The sequence below is a fragment of the Methyloparacoccus sp. NF-16 genome (assembly GCF_056880625.1).
Genome location: NZ_CP174130.1, coordinates 1,803,200 through 1,820,615 on the forward strand (window position 1 = coordinate 1,803,200; position 17,416 = coordinate 1,820,615).

The 17,416-nt window shown below is 63.7% G+C and carries 18 protein-coding genes; 14 read left to right on the forward strand and 4 right to left on the reverse strand.

The genetic code is table 11. From position 1 onward, the window contains the following. Positions 1-8 precede the first annotated feature (8 nt). A complete protein-coding gene (locus ACH5N8_RS08670) occupies positions 9-1,556 on the reverse strand; it encodes a coniferyl aldehyde dehydrogenase (protein ID WP_483281017.1) in 1,548 nt (515 codons plus the stop codon). Continuing rightward, positions 1,517-2,674 (reverse strand): iron-containing alcohol dehydrogenase, encoded by a 1,158-nt coding sequence (locus ACH5N8_RS08675; protein ID WP_483281018.1) that lies wholly within the window; start codon positions 2,672-2,674, stop codon positions 1,517-1,519. Before ACH5N8_RS08675 ends, ACH5N8_RS08670 begins: the two co-directional genes overlap by 40 nt. Before the next feature lie 1,048 nt (positions 2,675-3,722). On the opposite strand from ACH5N8_RS08675, the gene ACH5N8_RS08680 reads away from it, so the two are divergent. The 9 genes from ACH5N8_RS08680 to ACH5N8_RS08720 all read left to right on the forward strand — a co-directional run bounded on the left by ACH5N8_RS08680 (position 3,723) and on the right by ACH5N8_RS08720 (position 12,469). Beyond that, positions 3,723-5,321, forward strand: coding sequence for an arylsulfatase (locus ACH5N8_RS08680; RefSeq protein WP_483281019.1), 1,599 nt, complete (start codon positions 3,723-3,725; stop codon positions 5,319-5,321). Positions 5,322-5,399: 78 nt separating this feature from the next. Next, the gene (locus tag ACH5N8_RS08685; RefSeq protein WP_483281020.1) at positions 5,400-5,879 is read left to right on the forward strand and encodes a YqhA family protein; all 480 of its coding nucleotides are present in this window, start codon (positions 5,400-5,402) and stop codon (positions 5,877-5,879) included. Positions 5,880-5,979: 100 nt separating this feature from the next. After that, positions 5,980-6,942: an AAA family ATPase gene (locus ACH5N8_RS08690; RefSeq protein ID WP_483281021.1), complete on the forward strand. Its 963-nt coding sequence runs from the start codon at positions 5,980-5,982 to the stop codon at positions 6,940-6,942. Between the two features lie 17 nt (positions 6,943-6,959). Then, a complete protein-coding gene (locus tag ACH5N8_RS08695) occupies positions 6,960-7,877 on the forward strand; it encodes a DUF58 domain-containing protein (protein WP_483281022.1) in 918 nt (305 codons plus the stop codon). Between the two features lie 63 nt (positions 7,878-7,940). Next, a complete protein-coding gene (locus ACH5N8_RS08700) occupies positions 7,941-8,414 on the forward strand; it encodes a DUF4381 domain-containing protein (RefSeq protein ID WP_483281023.1) in 474 nt (157 codons plus the stop codon). A gap of 15 nt (positions 8,415-8,429) precedes the next feature. Then, the gene (locus tag ACH5N8_RS08705) at positions 8,430-9,464 is read left to right on the forward strand and encodes a VWA domain-containing protein (RefSeq protein ID WP_483281024.1); all 1,035 of its coding nucleotides are present in this window, start codon (positions 8,430-8,432) and stop codon (positions 9,462-9,464) included. Continuing rightward, a complete protein-coding gene (locus ACH5N8_RS08710) occupies positions 9,461-10,468 on the forward strand; it encodes a vWA domain-containing protein (RefSeq protein ID WP_483281025.1) in 1,008 nt (335 codons plus the stop codon). The genes ACH5N8_RS08705 and ACH5N8_RS08710 overlap by 4 nt, the downstream gene beginning before the upstream one ends. 10 nt (positions 10,469-10,478) lie before the next feature. Continuing rightward, positions 10,479-11,072: a tetratricopeptide repeat protein gene (locus ACH5N8_RS08715; RefSeq protein ID WP_483281026.1), complete on the forward strand. Its 594-nt coding sequence runs from the start codon at positions 10,479-10,481 to the stop codon at positions 11,070-11,072. Between the two features lie 104 nt (positions 11,073-11,176). Next, complete coding sequence (locus tag ACH5N8_RS08720) at positions 11,177-12,469, forward strand: BatD family protein (RefSeq protein ID WP_483281027.1); 1,293 nt, start codon at positions 11,177-11,179, stop codon at positions 12,467-12,469. Positions 12,470-12,743: 274 nt separating this feature from the next. Here the strand turns inward: ACH5N8_RS08720 and ACH5N8_RS08725 are convergent, their stop codons facing one another. Together ACH5N8_RS08725 and ACH5N8_RS08730 are read right to left on the reverse strand one after the other, a co-directional pair. Next, complete coding sequence (locus ACH5N8_RS08725; protein ID WP_483281028.1) at positions 12,744-13,430, reverse strand: DUF1214 domain-containing protein; 687 nt, start codon at positions 13,428-13,430, stop codon at positions 12,744-12,746. A 42-nt stretch (positions 13,431-13,472) separates the two neighbouring features. Continuing rightward, positions 13,473-13,802, reverse strand: a complete 330-nt coding sequence (locus ACH5N8_RS08730) for a hypothetical protein (RefSeq protein WP_483281029.1) — start codon at positions 13,800-13,802, stop codon at positions 13,473-13,475. 358 nt (positions 13,803-14,160) lie between these two features. Between ACH5N8_RS08730 and ACH5N8_RS08735 the strand changes: the two genes are divergently transcribed. From ACH5N8_RS08735 to ACH5N8_RS08755, 5 genes are all read left to right on the forward strand, one after another. Next, positions 14,161-14,889 (forward strand): DUF3313 domain-containing protein, encoded by a 729-nt coding sequence (locus ACH5N8_RS08735; protein ID WP_460027844.1) that lies wholly within the window; start codon positions 14,161-14,163, stop codon positions 14,887-14,889. A 263-nt stretch (positions 14,890-15,152) separates the two neighbouring features. Next, the gene (locus tag ACH5N8_RS08740; protein ID WP_483281030.1) at positions 15,153-15,581 is read left to right on the forward strand and encodes a hypothetical protein; all 429 of its coding nucleotides are present in this window, start codon (positions 15,153-15,155) and stop codon (positions 15,579-15,581) included. Positions 15,582-15,761: 180 nt separating this feature from the next. Beyond that, the gene (locus ACH5N8_RS08745; RefSeq protein ID WP_483281031.1) at positions 15,762-16,262 is read left to right on the forward strand and encodes a hypothetical protein; all 501 of its coding nucleotides are present in this window, start codon (positions 15,762-15,764) and stop codon (positions 16,260-16,262) included. A 132-nt stretch (positions 16,263-16,394) separates the two neighbouring features. Beyond that, the gene (locus tag ACH5N8_RS08750; protein ID WP_483281032.1) at positions 16,395-16,781 is read left to right on the forward strand and encodes a hypothetical protein; all 387 of its coding nucleotides are present in this window, start codon (positions 16,395-16,397) and stop codon (positions 16,779-16,781) included. Positions 16,782-16,826: 45 nt separating this feature from the next. Continuing rightward, positions 16,827-17,321: a hypothetical protein gene (locus ACH5N8_RS08755; RefSeq protein ID WP_483281033.1), complete on the forward strand. Its 495-nt coding sequence runs from the start codon at positions 16,827-16,829 to the stop codon at positions 17,319-17,321. Positions 17,322-17,416: the final 95 nt, after the last annotated feature.

Below are 17,416 nucleotides of genomic sequence, written 5' to 3' on the forward strand. Positions count from 1 at the left end.
CGCCAGCTTTACCGGAGGAGCCATCTTAACAGCCATTGGGGAATGGCGCGACTATAGGGAGGATAAATAAACCGCATGCCGTTCAATCGACTTTTTATCAGCACCGGCTTTGCCTTCGACATCGTCAGAAAACCTTCATGCGCGTGGTAATGCCCCATGCCCGAGGGACCAATGCCGCCAAAGGGGAGGTCATCGATACCCACCTGCAATACTGCCTCGTTGATGGCCATGGAACCGGCGTGGGTCCGGGTCATCACCCGTTCCTGCAAAGCCCGATCGTAAGTGAAGAGATAGAGAGCCAGCGGACGCGGGCGGTGGCTGACGAAGTCCAGCGCGTCGTCGAGGGCATCGTAAGGAATGACCGGCAGGATCGGGCCGAACAGTTCCTCCTGCATGATCGTCATGGTGTCCGTCACGTTCGTGACCAGATGCGGCGCCATGCGCCAGGTGCCATCGTCGATCACCTCGTCGCTGACCGGCTCGATGTGCGCACCCTGCTCTTCCGCATCCCGCAACCAGTCCTGCAGGCGCTGATAGTTGCGTTGATTGACGATGCTGGTGTAGTCGGGGTTTCCGCTCACCGTCGGATACAGCCGCCGGAAGGTCGTTTTGTAGGCTTCAAGAAAGGGACCGACCTTGGCGCGCGGCAGCAGGACATAGTCCGGCGCCACGCAGGTTTGCCCGGCGTTGAGCGACTTGGCGAAAACGATCCGGTCGATGATGTCGTCCAGCGGAATATCGTCGGCAATGATGGCGGGCGATTTCCCCCCCAGCTCCAAGGTGACGGGTGTGAGATTGTTCGCGGCGGCACGCATGACATGCCTGCCCACCGGAATGGATCCGGTAAACAGCAGATGGTCGAACGGCAATGCCGAAAACGCCTGCGCGATGTCCGCCTCGCCGGTCACGACCGCCACCCGGTCCTCGTCGAAGCCCTGCCGGAGCATCTCACCGAGCACGGCGGCGATGTGCGGGGTGAACTCCGACATCTTGATCATCACCCGGTTGCCCGCCGCCAGCGCCGCGATCAGTGGCTCGACCGCCAGATTCAGCGGGTAGTTGAACGGCACCATGATGCCGACCACCCCCAGTGGCTGATACACCACCCGGGCCCGCGCCGGCTGGAACTGGAGGCTGACATGGCGGCGGCTGGGCCGCATCCAGCGGCTCAGGCGCTTCAACACATAATCCACCTGCTCGATGCAGGGGATGATCTCGGCCAGCAGGGTTTCGGCAGTCGAACGAGCGGTAAAGTCGACGTTGATCGCCTGGGCGATGCGGTCCCGGTGCTCCAGCAGCAAGGCCTTGAGGGTCCGCAAATGCTGGCGACGCGACGCCAGCGGGGGCATCGGCTCCCCCGCGAAAGCCTGCTGTTGAGCCTTGAAGAGACGATGGAGTCGGGCAAGCGCTGCGTCGGTATCCGGGTTCTGGCAGGGCTCGGTCGATGAGACGGTCATCAGGGCTCCTTGAGTGGATATGGCGGAAGAGCGGTTGCAATGGATCAGCAGCGGAACTGTCACGCGCTCGGCAGAACCTCGCGGATCAGGTCCTCGCATTGCCGCTGCGTCATGTAGCGCGGTACCGGGTAGCCAGTGTGGGCCTCGCGCAGCGCGGCAGCGGCCAGGTCGGGAATATCCGCTTCCCGCAGCGCATCCAGTGTGATGGGGATATCGAGGTCGGCGATGAGCCGCTCGACCGCGCCGATGAACCTGCCAGCCAGTTCCTGCGGGTCTTCATTTGCGCTGCCGACGTTGGCGCATACGGCCAGCTGGGCCAGGCGTTCAGTGACGGCCGGCAGTGAATGGCGCAGGACATGCGGCAGCATGATGGCGTTGGCCAGACCGTGCGGCGTGTGGTACCTGCCACCGAACTGGTGGGCAATGGCATGCACATAGCCCACGTTGGCGCGGGTAAAGGCGATGCCCGCCTGGGTCGCGGCCAGCGCCATCTGCTCGCGCGCCGCGAGGTTGCCGCCATCCCGGTAGGCCGTGCGCAGGTTGTCGAAGATCAGACCCACCGCCGACAGCGCCATGCGATCCGATTGCGGGGTCTTCCAGTTGCCGATGAAGGCCTCCACCGCGTGAGTGAGCGCGTCAATGCCGGTCGTGGCGGTGACCTGGGGCGGCAATCCCGTCATCAGGTCCGGGTCCAGCGCCGCCATCTTCGGGACCATGCGAAAGTCCACCAGCACCAGCTTGCATGCGCTGGCCGGGTCGGCGATGACCGCCGCCACGGTCGCTTCCGAACCGGTACCGGCAGTGGTGGGCACGGCATAGAGCGTGATGGGCCTGCGCCAGCCCCTGAAGTAACCGGCCAGCTGGCGCAGGGACTTGCCCGGGTTCGCCACGGCCAGGGCGATCGCCTTGGCCGCATCCATCGGCGAGCCGCCGCCAAACGCCACGATGGCATCGCAGGCATTGGACCTGAATACCTCGATGCCCTTTTCGATCAAGGGCAGCGGGGCATCCGGGGTGATGTCGTTGAACACCACATAGCGGGCGCCGCCGCTGTCGAGCGCATCGGTCAGGGGCTTGAGCAGCCCCATCCTGGAGATGTTGCCCCCCGTGACGATCAGGATCCTGGCATGGCCCACGGCGGCGATGGCCTCTCCCAGGCGACGGCTGGAGCCGGGGCCGACCAGCAACTCAGGTTGGGGAATCGGAATGAAACGCATGATTTTTCCAATACCCTTCATGACGGCGCCAAGACCAGCCAAAAGCAGTGGCTCTTTAATTGATGTGATAAGCAATTCAATACCCCTCGCTGGCTTCAAGCCATTGCAATACGCAGCCAACCCTCGACATTCAGCCAAAACCGCCTATCCATGTGAAGCAGAATTTTCCTCTGTGACGCAGGGTACATCTGATGCCCCAGCTTGAACAAATCGGCCAGACTTTTTGCAGAGCCCTCTTCCATTCAGGATTGAGATGGGTTTAGCCTAATGGAAGACTGCCCAGACCGCAATCATTATTGAATGCGATTTCACACCAGATAGAATGGCTGAAATGAAAATCGGGTGATACCGAAGATATCAAAAGAATGATGAGATGCAACGAGAGAAACGCATGGGGCTGTAATTAGATAATCAATACGCGTTGACCGACCGGCGGCACGCAACGAGCCATGCTGCATGTTCTGCATGTCAAACCGGTTCGGCAGGCTGTAACCGATTTCAGGGATCGCCACCCTTGCCAAGGGCGTCCTGGCAAAGCAGGCATCCTCTCACGTTTATAAATAAGGCCCGGCAATCTGATGCCTTCCGCAAGCCCGGATGCACGGCAAACCCTCGTCCAATCAACTGCGGGCGGCACGCAATCTCGCCTGCCGAGTTCGACGCGATGCCCACCGCGCCACGCGCCCTCATCCAGCCTCATCATTATATTGATTCACCATTTCCCGCTGCTTGAATTGAGGCATCCATTTATCAACAAATAGATTCCAATAATAATGGCGGGCATGGCGAACAAAAGAAAGCCAGGCTCTCACCGTATTATTTGTATGCCAGCCAATATGGGTTAACCTAGTTCCTGTCGCGCTCGCCATGCGCGATGGCCAGTCAGTGATCCAGCGATCGTGGGAGTTCGGTGCGGCCCCGTTCCTTGACCGGAATCGGGGACATGGCCTTCATTTTCACGGCCTTCGAGGGTATGGTGAGGGAGGGGACACAAGCGTGGTTCCCCATATGTGTTCGTTTATGCTTTCAGAACAGACCAGGAGGATGAATGCTAGACCCATCTACCAGACGCTTGTTACTCATCGCGGCATTGGCCTTTCTGGGCTTGCAGAGCACCCAAGCAGCCGCTCCGGCAGGTGAAAAAGCGCAAAAAAAGCCCAATATCCTCGTCATCTGGGGCGACGATATCGGTGTGCACAACATCAGCGCCTACAACCACGGCATCATGGGCTACAAAACACCGAACATCGACCAGATCGCCCGGGAGGGCGCGATGTTCACGGACGCCTACGCGCAGCAGAGCTGCACCGCCGGACGGTCCGCGTTCATCCTGGGCGAGCACCCGTTCCGCACCGGCCTGCTGACGATCGGCATGCCGGGCAGCGAACATGGCGCGCCGGACTGGGCGCCGACGATCGCGGATCTGCTGAAGGATCAAGGCTATGCCACCGGGCAATTCGGCAAGAACCACCTCGGCGACCGCGACAAACACCTGCCGACGGCGCACGGATTCGACGAATTCTTCGGCAACCTCTACCACCTGAACGCCGAGGAAGAGCCGGAAACCTATTACTACCCGAAGGACCCGGAGTTCAAGAAGAAGTACGGTCCGCGCGGGGTGATCCATTCCTATGCCGACGGACGCATCCAGGATACCGGCCCCTTGACCCGGCAGCGGATGGAGACGGCGGACGAGGAGTTCGCGTCCGCGGCCCTGGATTTCATCGATCGTGCTCACAAGGCGAACAAGCCGTTCTTCGTGTGGATGAACACGACGCGCATGCATGTCTGGACGCGGCTGAAGAAGGAATCCGAGGGCAAGACCGGCATTGGCCTGTATCCGGACGGCATGGTCGAGCATGACGGCCACGTCGGCAAGTTCCTGAACAAATTGAAGGAACTCGGTATCGACGATAACACCGTTGTGATCTACAGCACGGACAACGGCGCGGAAACCGGGAGCTGGCCCGACGGCGGCATCACCCCCTTCCACGGCGAGAAGGGTACGACCTGGGAAGGCGGCTTCCGCATCCCGCTGGTTGTCCGCTGGCCCGGCGTGATCAAGCCCGGCACGGTCGACAATGGCATCATCTCCCATGAGGACTGGCTGCCCACCCTGCTGCATGCGGCCGGCGTGCCCGATGTGGTCGAAAAGGTGAAGAAGGGCTACAAGGCGAACGGCAAGACCTGGAAAGCCCATCTGGACGGCTACGACTACCTGCCGTATTTCAAGGGCGAAGCCGACAAGGCCCCGCGCGACAGCATCTACTACTTCGGCCAGGGCGGCGAGTTGAACGCCATCCGCTGGAACGACTGGAAGGTGCATTTCGCGATCGTCAAGGGCAATATCGCGACGGGCGAGCGGATCGTCCCCAACTGGCCGCTCATCATCAATTTGCGCGCGGATCCCTACGAGATCATGCACGAGGAGGGCGTGATGGGTTACCTGCGCTGGTTCGCCGACAACATGTGGCTGTTCGTCCCGATCCAGGACAAGCTCAAGAGCTTCTTCGCGACCATCCCGGAGTATCCGTTCCAGGAGGGATCGAGCCTCACGGCGGGCGGGATCAACTACAACTCGCTGAAAGCCATGAAGGCGATGGACATGCTGAAGGCACTGGGAGAACGGTTCCCGGCCAATCAGTAATCGCCGGGCCCGCGGCGGGCGTCGTCCCCCGGACGGCGCCCGACCGGTCCCTTTTCCGCAGGCCTTCACGGGGTTCACATGCTGTCAAAACTCCTGGAAATCAGCCGTTTCCTGCTCGTGCTACCGGTCATCGGCTCCTTGTTGCTCACGGTCAGCGTGGTGGTCACGGGACTGGGGATGCTCCTGATCGAGGAGTGGAACCTGGTGCAGCAGGGCGAGTTTTCCGCCAGGACCGCCAAGCAATTGACGGTCACCGTCATCCAGACCATCGACATGTTCCTGCTGGGGGCGATCAGCTACATCGTGGCCGCCGGCATCTACAAATTGTTCATCAGCCAGGAAGAACTCCAACTGCTCCGGCGGATCAAGATCGAAAAGCTCGAGGATCTCGAGAAAAAGATCATTGGCGTCGTGGCCGTGGCCCTGGCCGTGAGTTTTCTCGGCAAGGCCGAGGGCGCGGCCGACACGCTGTCCTTGCTGCAGGGCGCGGCGGCCGTCGCCCTGGTGATTGTCGCCCTGTGCCTGTTCCTGCGGTTTTCCGCAGCGGGAAAGGAATGACATCCTTCAGGCGCGAGGCCGAGCCTCTGGATCGACCGCCAACCGGCTTGGCCCATGACGCTCCACCGGGCATGACCCCGACCACCCTGCTCAGCACATCATGACGACCCCTCGCGAATCCATTCTCAGCGTTTCCCGGGCCCTGAACGCCGCGGTGCTTGGCCAGGAGACAGTGGTCGAGCGGCTGCTGATCGCGCTCCTGGCCAATGGCAACGTGCTGATGGAAGGGCTGCCCGGCACGGCCAAGACCCGTTCCATCAAGACCCTGTCCCGGCTGATCGAGAGCCGGTTCAGCCGCGTCCAGTTCACGCCCGACCTGCTGCCCTCCGACGTGACCGGCTCCGAAATCTATCGCGAGCAGACCGCGACGTTCGAGTTCCAGCCCGGCCCGCTGTTCGGCAATCTGGTGCTGGCCGACGAGATCAATCGCGCGCCCGCCAAGGTGCAGGCGGCGCTGCTGGAAGCGATGGAAGAGCGGCAGGTGACGGTTGCCGGCAAGACCCACAGGTTGCCTGACCTGTTTCTCGTCCTTGCCACGCAGAATCCCATCGAGCAGGAAGGCACCTATCCGCTGCCCGAGGCGCAGATGGACCGCTTCCTGGTCTATGTCCGCGTCCCCTACCCCGCCTCGACCCACGAATTGTCCATACTGCGGCTGGTCCGCGCCGAGCGTACCGGCGGCGATGCCCCGCCGCCCGAACCCATCACGCAGGATGCGATCTTCGCGGCGCGGCGGGAGGTCGGGGCGGTGCATGTCGCCGAATCGGTCGAGCGCTACATGGTCGATCTGGTCATGGCGTCGCGGGAACCGGCACGGTACGGCGCGGATCTGGCGAAATGGATCCAGCTGGGGGCCAGCCCCCGCGCCACGCTCGCGCTGGATGCCGCCGCGCGGGCCCGCGCCTGGCTGGGGGGCCACGATTTCGTGACGCCGGAGGACGTTCAGGCGGTTGCGCCGGCCTGCCTGGCCCACCGCATCCACCTCTCCTACGAGGCCGAAGCGGATGGCAAGTCACGCGAGGACGTGGTCGATGCCATCCTGCAATGCGTTGCCGCCGTATAGGGCAGGCTGGCGCGACCATGGCCGCCTGCACCCATCCGACCCTGGAACAGCTGGTCCGCCTGCAGTTCGACACGCGCGGCTTCTCCCTGCTGCCGCGCCAGCCGGTGCACAGTCTGCTGAGCGGCCGTCACGCCTCACGCCTGCGCGGACGCGGGCTGATTTTCGAGGAACTGCGCGATTATCGTCCGGGCGACGATATTCGCTCGATCGACTGGCGTGCCACTGCGCGCCTGCAGAGAGCCCACGTCCGTGTCTATTCCGAGGAGCGCGAGCGGCCCGTGCTGCTGGTCGTCGATCAGCGCGCGTCGATGTTCTTCGGCAGCGCGCGCACGACCAAGGCGACCGCCGCCGCGGAGCTTGCGGCGCTGGCGGCCTGGCGCACGCTGGCGGTGGGCGATCGTATCGGCGCCATCATCTTCGGCGACGACGAGACGGTGGAAATCAGGCCGCATCGCAGCCGTGCCAATGTGCTGCACATCTGCCATGAACTGGTGCGCATGAATGGCCGCCTGTCCGCCGCGTCCGCCCCCGCGAGCCGCGCCACGTTCAATCATGCCCTGCGCTGCGCGACCAATCTGGCCCGGCACGATCACCTGATCGTGCTGGTGACCGATTACGAAGGCGACGATGAGACCACCCGGGCGCTGGCAACCCGGCTGGCCGCCCACAACGACGTGCTGGCGATGCTGGTCTACGATCCGGCCGGAATCCGTTTTCCTGTCGGCGGCCTCATGGAAGTGACGGACGGTCGGCAACGATCGGCCATCCCGGAGGACGGCCCGTTTGCCCAGGCCTTTGAAACCGAATTCCGCAAACGCTGCGCACAATTGCGCGAGCGCTTGCGTGCGCTGCGTATCCCGATTCTGCCGATCTGCACGCACGACCCGATTCCGGAGCAAGTGCTGGCCGCTCTGGGTGGGCGCCCGGGCGTCTGAACCGATGCTCGTGATCGACCGGCAGCAAGTCCCGAACCATCCCCAAGGCCAGAGGCGTCAAGCATGCATCCCGATTCGGCCAGTCTGGCGAACCTGCGCGATATCGTGACACCGCCACCGGTGCCGTGGTGGCCGCCGGCGCCCGGCTGGTGGCTGGTGCTGATGCTGCTGGCGCTGTTTGCCGCCCTGATGGCGTTACGGGGCTGGCGCCGCTGGCGGGCGAATGCCTATCGTCGCATCGCCTTGCGGGCCCTGCGCCAGGCCGACAGCGTCGCCTCCGTGGCCGAGATTCTGAAACGCGCCGCCCTCATGGCGGCGCCGCGGACCCGGGTCGCCGCACTCAGCGGCTCCGCCTGGGTCAAGTGGCTGACCAGGACTGGCCGACGTACCGTTCCCCCGGCCGTGCGCCAGATTCTGACCACCGGCATCTACCGCGCGGCCGGACCCGCCAGCGCCGGTGAATTGGCTGCCTTTGCCGCCCAATGGGTCCGCGGCCACAGGCTGGATGATCGTGATCGCGGCCAAGCCGATGGGTAAACGCGTTTCCGCTCCATGCTGACCTTCGCTCACCTCTGGGCCTTCTGGCTGGCACCGCTGCCGCTCCTCGTCCGGTGGTGGGTTCCGCCCCGCATCCCGGTCCGTCCTGCGGCCCGGATCCCGTTCCTGTCACGCGTTCTCGCGGCGGGCGGCAAGACCGGCCGTCGTCCGGGAGAGGACAGCCTGCCGACCGCGCTGCACGGGGTGGTGTGGTTGCTGGTCCTGACGGCGTTGGCCCGTCCCCAGTGGCTGGAGCCCCCGATCGAAAGGTCGATACCCACGCGCGATCTGCTGCTGCTGGTGGATTTGTCCGGCTCCATGGAACAGAAGGATTTCACCAGCGCGAGCGGCCAGTCGGTCGACCGGTTGACGGCCGTGAAGGAGGTGCTGGGCGAATTTCTGGATCGGCGCCAGGGGGACCGTGTCGGCCTGGTCGTGTTCGGTACGGCGGCATTCCTGCAGGTGCCGTTCACGACCGATCTGAACTTGTGTCGCCATTTGCTGGACGAGACGTCGGTGCGGATGGCAGGACCGCGCACGGCGCTGGGCGATGCCATCGGACTGGGCATCAAACTGTTCGAGAACAGCGAGGCGCCGACGAAGACGATCATTGCTCTCACTGATGGCAACGATACCGGCAGCGCGCTCCCGCCCGCCGAAGCCGCGAAAGTGGCCCGGGACCGTGGCATCACGATACACACGGTCGCGATCGGAGACCCGACCACCGTGGGCGAGGAAGCCCTGGACGAGGAGGCCTTGAAGGCCGTGGCGCAAATTACGCACGGTGACAGTTTCCTGGCCATCAATCGGGAACAACTGGCCGGGGTTTACCAGCGGCTGGACCAGATCGAAACGCGGGACGTCAAGACCGTCAGCCATCGCCCCCGGCGCGATCTGTTCTTCTGGCCGCTGGCCGCCGCGTTGTTCCTCACGCTGGCGGCTCAGGCCGTGAAGCTCTTCATGGGAAGGCCACGCGATAACAGCCCGGCAACCCCGGTCCGACTGCGGGTCAATCCGCGGACGTTCGAACTGGAGACGACCGAACGATGATCGGTCTTGAACATTTTCATTTCCTGCGCCCGCCCTGGTTGCTCCTGCTGCCGGTCATCGGGTGGCTGTGGTGGCGGGTTCGCCGGCAACAAGACCCCTTGCGCGGCTGGCGGGGCTGGATGGACGGCGATCTGCTGGCGGCCATGACCGTGGGAGGGCAGTGCCGTCAGGGTGATCCGGTCGGCCAGACCGGTCAGGGGCTCGGTACAGGCGGTTTCGGTCTGCTTGCCGCCTGGCTCACGGCCGTGGTGGCGATTGCCGGCCCGACCTGGCGCCCGGAGCCTTCGCCGTTTGCGGATGACCCCGTTCCCGTGATGCTGGTGCTGCATGCCGGTGAGAGCATGAATCAGTCCGACCTCGCCCCCAGCCGCATGGAACGCGCCCGGTTGAAGATTGCCGATTTCGCGGCGGAGCGCCGGGGGCAGCCCCTGGGACTGGTCGCCTACGCCGGTTCCGCCCATCTGGTGCTGCCGCCCACGCGGGATACCGCCGTCGTCTCGGCGATGGCAGCGGAACTCGGGCCCGCGATCATGCCCCTTGCAGGCAATGATCTGGCCGCCGCGCTGCGGCTGGCCGCGCGCGCCATCGGCGAGGCCGGCGGCTCGATCGTGGTGCTGACGGATACCGCGCCGACGGAAAACGAATCGGCCTGGCGGGCCTATCGCGGAGAATACGATTGGCCGGTTCACCTCCTGGCTGTGGCCCGGCCGGATACGCCGGAGTGGGATGGCCTGAGCAGCGCGGCAGCCGCGCTGGGGGCGAGCCTCACCCGGCTGACGCCCGACTCGACGGATGTGCTGAGCCTGGTGCGGCGCACGGCGGAGACGCCGGTGGCGGTCACGGCGGCGGGTGAGGACACGCGCTGGGAGGAAGCCGGCTGGTGGCTGGTGCCCGTGCTGGCCGTGTTTGCCCTGCTCCCCTTCCGGCGCGTGCTCGACGCCGAGACACGCAACGATGCCTCGTCCGGGACGCCCTCGGACGGCCCGGCGCGGGAAGAGACCTGAGGAGCGGGATGTGAAGCTTTCCTGGCTGCTGGCGACGATCACCGGATTCAGCTGGACCAGTCTGTGGTACACGCCGGACCAGGCGGGACAGCAGCGCCTGCAGCAGGGCGACTTCCAGGCCGCCGCCGAGACATTCCGTGATCCGATGCGGCAGGGCGTCGCCTGGTTTCGCGGCGGCGAATTCGCGAAGGCCGAACAGGCCTTTGCCCATGTGGCCACACCCGAGGCCGAGTTCAACCGTGGCAGTTGCCTGGTCATGCTGGGCCAGTACGAGGCGGCCGTCGCGCGCTACGACCGCGCGCTCGAGCTACGGGCGGATTGGGACGACGCACGCATCAATCGCGACATCGCGGTGGCCCGAGCCAGGCTGGTCGAACGCAAGGGCGCGGACATGGGTGACCAGAAGCTGGGCGCCGACGACATCACGTTCGAGAAAGGCCACAAGAGCGGCGGCCAGGACACCCAGGTCGAAGCTCCGGCGCTTTCCGGTGCGGAAATGCAGGCGCTGTGGCTGCGCCGCGTGCAGACGAAGCCGGCCGATTTCCTGAGAGCGAAATTCGCCCATCAGCTCGCGACCGGGAAGACTGGGGAAGATCACCCATGAGGGCATGGGCAAACCGCGCCATCCCGGGGGCGCCGGGCGCAGGCTGGCCTACTGTCGGCCGTGCGCGCCGCCCGGGCTGGCCACCTGCCCTGTTGCCATTCGGCTTGCTGATCGCGTTGTGGCATCCGGCGGACGCCTTCGGCATGGACCGCGTCCGGGCGCAACTCGGGCAAGACACGGCGTGGACCGGCGAAGCCGTATCCTTGATCATCACCCTCTATTCGTCCGGCCCGTTCAGTGGCACCGCCGCTTTCGACTTGCCCGAGTTGCCGGCATTGGCATTCGTGCGTGCGGGGAATCCGCTGGTCGGCAGTGAATCGATCGACGGCAACACTTACCTGACCCAGCGGCATGAATTCGCGATTTACACCCAGCGTGCCGGAGACGTGGTTGTGCCCGCGTTCCGGGTACGCTTTGCCGGCAAACGGACGTTTACGTCCCCGGCCGAACCGATGGCAGGATTCACGCCGGCATTGCGATTCCGATCGGTACGCCCTTCGGGAACCGAGCAACTGGGCGTCGTGGTCACCGCCGGCAGCATGAAGGCAAGCCAGACCTGGCAGCCCGATTCGCTCGGCAGCGTGAAGGCCGGTGATGTGATCACCCGCGACATCGTCCGCCGTGCCGCCGGCACCACGGCCATGATGCTGCCCCCGGTCAGCATCGAGACGCCCCCGGGTGTCCGGCACTATGTCACCGATCCGACCGTGCAGGATTTCACCGAGCGCGGCGCTTCCCTGGCGGTACGGAGCGAAACGATCAAATACCAGTTCGAACGCCCCGGCACATTCCAGTTGCCGGATGTAGCCGTGACCTGGTGGGATCCCGCCGCCCGGGCCTTGCAGCGGGTGACCCTGCCCGGCAGGGTGGTGAACGTCGCTGTTGCAGGCAGGGTCGAGGAACCGGAGGAACCGCCTGCCGCCGCCTCCGGGTCTCGCTGGCGTCTGGCCGTCTCGCTGCTTTTGCTCGGCATCGCCGCCGGCATGTGTCGCAAGTCGGTCCTGGGCTGGCTGGCTGCGCGGCGGCTGCGGCATGACGATCCCGCCTCGGTGGCGGCAAGGAGGCTGCTGGCGGCTTGCCGGAGCAACGCCGCGACCGAAGCCTACGTTGCAGGGTCGCAATGGAAACGGGCGGTGGGCCTGCAAGGAGAGGACCTGGCTGAGCAGCGGCTGCCGCCTGGCGTGGCCGCCGACTTCGAGCGCGAGTGGCATCTCCTGTCCCGGCATGTCTATGGCGCCGGCGAGACGAGCTCTCCCTGCGCCGGCGAGCGGCTCGCCGGGGTTTTCGCCGACCTTCGCCGCGCACTGGGTCGGACATCCCGCGCGGGGGATATGGCTGGCGAATTGCCCGCCTTGAATCCGGTGCCTTCCCGGGCGCGCAGATCGCTTCGACCGTGAGCCTTTGCGGCATCCCACGCGGTAGCGTGGTGATTCCGACACCGGGTTCGGCGGTGGACTCGCGCTTGGCGTAGCGGGCGCGTCCCGCCTTCGTGCCCAGCGGCGACGCCATTTACCTCCCCGGGTCGGCCGGTGCCGCCCAGCTCGGGGGCGCAAGGGGAAGCCTTCGTCCAGGGTGCGGCGGCGCGCCGCGCGGCCTCTTTCCCGCCCCCGCCGCGCCGACGATCCCCACGCCGGAACGCCCGGCGGCAGCGGGTTCTCGCCTCGCGAACCGTCACTTGATATTGATAACGTCCCCTGGTTTCCAATTCCCGGCAAGCGCCGGTCCGGTCGGCCCGTAGAGGCGCAGAATGGCGAAGTAGCCTTTTCCGAGCACCGTGGCGAGCCAGTTCTTCTCCTTGCCCTGCGGGGCTTTCGGCCCCAGGTAGAGGTCGGTGCTGCCGTCGGCGTTCTGGACCGGCTGGTCACGTGATCCCAGCGAGGGGAACGGCTGGCCGTTGGCAAGGCCGGCTGCATTCTCGGCTTCGTACAGCGTCACCGACCAGAAGTTCGCGGCCGGCACGTCCTTCGGCAGGTTCACTTTGTAGTGGGTCCCGCCGCTCAGCGCCACGCCATCGCTGTCGGTGAAGGCGATCACGTAGAAGGCGCCCTTGCCGGGAATCTGCGACAGCATGCCGGGGCTGACCGCGTAGTAGTTGGAGAAGAACCAGGGGCGCAAATCGACGTCGAGCGCCCCGCCGCGATCCACGCGGCGCCAGCTCAGGTCGAGCTTGCCGCTCGGCTTCTCCGCCGTCGCGTCAGCCATGGGGTTCACCCAGTGGCGATCGGGGTAGACGCGAATTGATCGCCCGGACACGCGTTCGTCGAAGGCCATCACCGGGTTCGTGAGTCGGACATTACCGCCCTGCGCACCGGCAGGCAACGGTTTATCAGCCAATATAGAATCCTGCTGAATGTCCATTAGCAAGCAATATGAATATATAGCGATACCAATAGGATCGGATCAGTGGTGTGACTTGCATGCGTAAGCCTTGCCGTCGAGCACACCGTTGAATGCACCAATGGCCTTGGCATTGTGCCAAACGACATGAGTTGCACCCAATTTCTTGCCCTTCACCAGGGCCCGATGTTTGGCAATACTCTTCCAGCCATGGCCATGGTGTCGGCCATGGCCCGAGGAACCGTGAACCTTGCCGAGGAATCGGCAATGTTCCACATCATGGTGATGGACCACCTTGGGCAGCGCCATCGCAGCGCTGCTGAAGAAAAAAGCCAGAACGACCAGAAGGGACGCGCAGCAGCCTGGAGTTATTCGCATCATAATTCGCATCATGGATTAATATTCATGGATTATTGATATCAGACCAGCCTGTTGCATGGCGTGGAAAATGGTGCCATTCATGACCATCAACAAGCAGTATTATCACTTGCCTGATGACTTGATCCGGCATCAGGCATACCTAGAACATTCTGCCACATATTCAAACATCTGAACGCCGAATGGCAGTCATGCTGCGACAAAACCGGGAGGTTTTTGCTTGCTCCCAATCGAAGCCATGGCCGGCCGGGTTGCCTGTGGATAGCCTGCCAAAACGCCGTTAGGCCTGCATTTTTGAAAGTCTCGCTTCAGAAGTCTTTCTGGTTTAGCCTATTTACCGTTTGGCCTACTTTTTTACCCTCTGGAGCATGTCATGACTATCAATGGTTTGAAGCGCGCCGAAGCTGTCGGCAAAAGCATCGCGCTTCTGTTAATGGGCGGCGTCACGCTGTCCCTGCTGGCGTGTTCGGCGACGCAGAAAGCCACGATCGCCAAGACCGAGGCGCACTGCGGGCTGCTCGGCCGGTTCTGTGACCGGCTGACTCCCGGCACGGAGAACCAACTGGGTCTGCGCTACGTAAGACCGGGTGTTGATTGGCGCCCGTACAAGGCTGTCATCATCGAGCCGGTAACCTTCTGGGGTGATGAGGAGGGTGAGATTTCGGCGGAAGTTCGCCAGAATCTGGTCAACGAGTTCGAAACCGTCCTGAAACAGGAATTCGGCAAGCAGTTCCAGGTTGTCACGCGCCCCGGACCGGGCGTCATGACACTTTCGGTAGGGTTGACAAAAACGGAATCGGCAACTCCCGTCCTGCGTTCGATCTCGATGATCGTACCCCAGGCGCGCGCCCTGTCCACCGGCGCCTACCTGATCAGCGGGCAATTCCCGTTCGTAGGCAGCGCCCAGGTCGAGGGCAAGGTGGAGGATTCGGTCAGCGGCCAGGTGCTGGCCGCCATAGTCGATAAACGCCTGGGCGGTGGTTCGCCGACCGCCGGCTTCCAGTGGCAATGGGGCGATGTCGAGAATGCCATGCAACACTGGTCGGAGACGTCCGCGAATCGGCTGGCCGGCTGGACGTCGGGTCAGGAAAAGGCCCAATGATGCGCTGGGCGTCAGCCGTTTCCCGGTTTGACCGAAAGCCTTGTCGTACCGGGATGTGGCTGCAGGAGTGTGCCCTGACGCGGAGACCGGAAACACGCCTTCTCGCCCGGACGCGAAGGAACTTGATTCCGCTGTCGGCAGCGGGTCATGCTGTCGCCAAACGAGAAGGGCTGGCCGGGCACAGGGCTGTTGCTGAGTGATCCAGGGCCTGCAAGCCAGCCCCCATTGGGAACCCGATTTTTTTCAACACCGGAGCAAGCGATATGCAGGACATGACGTGGGACCGGGTGGAGCGACTCAAGGCGTTGCTGATCGCGGCGACCGTCGCCTTTTCAGTCAGCGCTTGTACGACCACCAACCCGGTAACCGGGCAGCAGCAGGTTGACTATGGCGCCACGGCCGGAGTGGCGGGAGCGGCGATGGGCACGGCCGCGCTGGGCGTCGCCTTGAGCAACAACAATAATGACCGGGTGGTGTATGGCGGGCCTGGCTGGGGCGGCAACCGGGTTACCAGAGTCAATAACGTGAACGTGAACCGCTCCGTCAATAATCGCGTCACCCGCGTGAACCACAATGCCAATCTGAATCAGCCTCATGGCCGGCATGTGCATCAGGGAAATCTTGCCAGAGGCGGCAATCGCAACCTCAACCGCGCCGGTAATCGGGGCAGGGGCAACCGCAGATCAAGGTAGGGCAAATGGCGCCACCAAGGGCACGCATGCCAGCAGGGGTCACCCTCTGCCGATGTACCCGCCCCATGCCAGGCCATTCCGGTGTTGGCTGGTATCTGGACACCCGATCATGAAGGGCCAGGCCTGACTGGCTTTCCTTACCCTGGCGACTCGCATCAACCCATACAGAGGCCGATTATTATGTGGAAATTTATTGTGGTTCTTCTCCTGGCCATGGCTCCGGCACAGGCCAAATCCGTCGATGGCAGCCAGGCCAGGACGCTACCCGAGCCTGAATTCAAGTATCAAGCCGCCTTGCAACGGGTTGATCAGAAGGTCGCCAAGCTGATCGGCGAAGAGAAGCAAAGGACGCTGCGTGAATTGGCGATCGCGGCGGTTCTTTCCGACTATTGCGCGGCCGTCGATCTGGACAAGAACAAATTCACCAGCACTTTCGATGCCCTGGCTGCAACCGATCTCAAGCGGCCGACCGCCGAGCAGCGCACTCTCGAAAACAACCTGATGACCTACTTCGGCGTATACGTGGGCCTCCTGATCGCGGAAAGCACGGACCGCGAGCATGAATTCTGTTCGGTAGCCGAAACCATCAAGCGTGAAAAAAGGCCACTCAGCCGCTTCTGGCTGACGCCATCGCCAGTAACATCCGCGCCTGTCCAATCGTCGACCACCGCCAGGAAATGACCACTTCATCCGCCTGCGGCAATGGGGGCTACAGGCGCTGACGCTCGCCAAGCGAACGCCCATCAGTTCGAGCGATCGCCTCCGAACGCGGCCGGATTCCATCCGCGGAACAGGCTGGTTAGCCGAATAACGATGAAAAACAGCATGAAAAACCTTGTACTAGCCGGTGCTCTCCTGTTGCATGCCCTGTCAATCAGCGGTTGCGGCACGCTGTACATGAATGCCCCTCCCGGCGCTGACATCAAACTGCTGAGCCGGGATGCCCCGGCCACGGTAAAAATCGAAAAGCACATCTGGTTCAAGTGGTGGGGAGGCCAGCCGCTGCATCCGGAAGAGGCGCATGCCGCCAGTATCATCAAGGACGCCGGTCTCAGGGAAGCGCGCATCCGGATGACCAATACGCTGGCTGACGGCCTGTATTCCATCATACCGGGCGTTTTCGGGTTTCCCAGACGCACGCTGATCGTGGAAGGCAACCGCGACATAACGCCTGCCCCCCGGACCCTGTCCAGACCTTGAATACCGATTTTGGCAGCCTGACTTTCCCGCCGGAGAAACGCCAAGATGCTCCGCTCCTGTCTGATATGTCTCAGCGCCCTTTTGCTCACCGCCTGTTTCACCACCCGCCTGGAAGCGCCACAAGGCAAGGGGGTGCGGATCATGGCGGCGGGTGAGCCCGCCAGCTTTCACAAGGAATACAAGGACTGGTACCTACTGTCCGGCCTGCTGCCCATCTGGAGAACCGACATGGCCGAGTTGATTGCCAAGGAACAGTTGGTGGAGGTCCGTGTGCAGACAGAAGACCGCGTCGCGGATGGCGTTATCACGCTCATCACCGAGGAACTGCTGCTCGGGGTCTTTCCGCAAAGCATCGTTCTCGAAGGCAATACGGCGGCAACCCGCAGCAGAGCAACCAGGAACACAAGCGATCAGCCCACCCTGCCCCGTCACGACGGAGCCGACCCCCGTCGCGCGCAAGCTTCCCAACACCCCGCGGAACAGGCCATCAATCAACAACCTGACACGCGCTCAACCGGAACCGGCGGTCCGGCGCCGTGATCGTTATGGCATCGGCGCGGGGCAGCGCCGAGGGCCAAGCATCGACCGGCACGATACCGCGCAGCCGCCGCCTGCGGGCCGTGATGGCCACAGTT

Coding starts and splice junctions, on each gene's coding strand:
- ACH5N8_RS08725 (WP_483281028.1), bottom strand. CDS start 13,430: ATGGACATTCAGCAGGATTCTATATTGGCTGATAAACCGTTGCCTGCC.
- ACH5N8_RS08745 (WP_483281031.1), top strand. CDS start 15,762: ATGTGGAAATTTATTGTGGTTCTTCTCCTGGCCATGGCTCCGGCACAG.
- ACH5N8_RS08700 (WP_483281023.1), top strand. CDS start 7,941: ATGCATCCCGATTCGGCCAGTCTGGCGAACCTGCGCGATATCGTGACA.
- ACH5N8_RS08705 (WP_483281024.1), top strand. CDS start 8,430: ATGCTGACCTTCGCTCACCTCTGGGCCTTCTGGCTGGCACCGCTGCCG.
- ACH5N8_RS08680 (WP_483281019.1), top strand. CDS start 3,723: ATGCTAGACCCATCTACCAGACGCTTGTTACTCATCGCGGCATTGGCC.
- ACH5N8_RS08710 (WP_483281025.1), top strand. CDS start 9,461: ATGATCGGTCTTGAACATTTTCATTTCCTGCGCCCGCCCTGGTTGCTC.
- ACH5N8_RS08670 (WP_483281017.1), bottom strand. CDS start 1,556: ATGCGAGGACCTGATCCGCGAGGTTCTGCCGAGCGCGTGACAGTTCCG.
- ACH5N8_RS08755 (WP_483281033.1), top strand. CDS start 16,827: ATGCTCCGCTCCTGTCTGATATGTCTCAGCGCCCTTTTGCTCACCGCC.
- ACH5N8_RS08690 (WP_483281021.1), top strand. CDS start 5,980: ATGACGACCCCTCGCGAATCCATTCTCAGCGTTTCCCGGGCCCTGAAC.
- ACH5N8_RS08740 (WP_483281030.1), top strand. CDS start 15,153: ATGCAGGACATGACGTGGGACCGGGTGGAGCGACTCAAGGCGTTGCTG.
- ACH5N8_RS08735 (WP_460027844.1), top strand. CDS start 14,161: ATGACTATCAATGGTTTGAAGCGCGCCGAAGCTGTCGGCAAAAGCATC.
- ACH5N8_RS08695 (WP_483281022.1), top strand. CDS start 6,960: ATGGCCGCCTGCACCCATCCGACCCTGGAACAGCTGGTCCGCCTGCAG.
- ACH5N8_RS08685 (WP_483281020.1), top strand. CDS start 5,400: ATGCTGTCAAAACTCCTGGAAATCAGCCGTTTCCTGCTCGTGCTACCG.
- ACH5N8_RS08675 (WP_483281018.1), bottom strand. CDS start 2,674: ATGCGTTTCATTCCGATTCCCCAACCTGAGTTGCTGGTCGGCCCCGGC.
- ACH5N8_RS08730 (WP_483281029.1), bottom strand. CDS start 13,802: ATGATGCGAATTATGATGCGAATAACTCCAGGCTGCTGCGCGTCCCTT.
- ACH5N8_RS08750 (WP_483281032.1), top strand. CDS start 16,395: ATGAAAAACAGCATGAAAAACCTTGTACTAGCCGGTGCTCTCCTGTTG.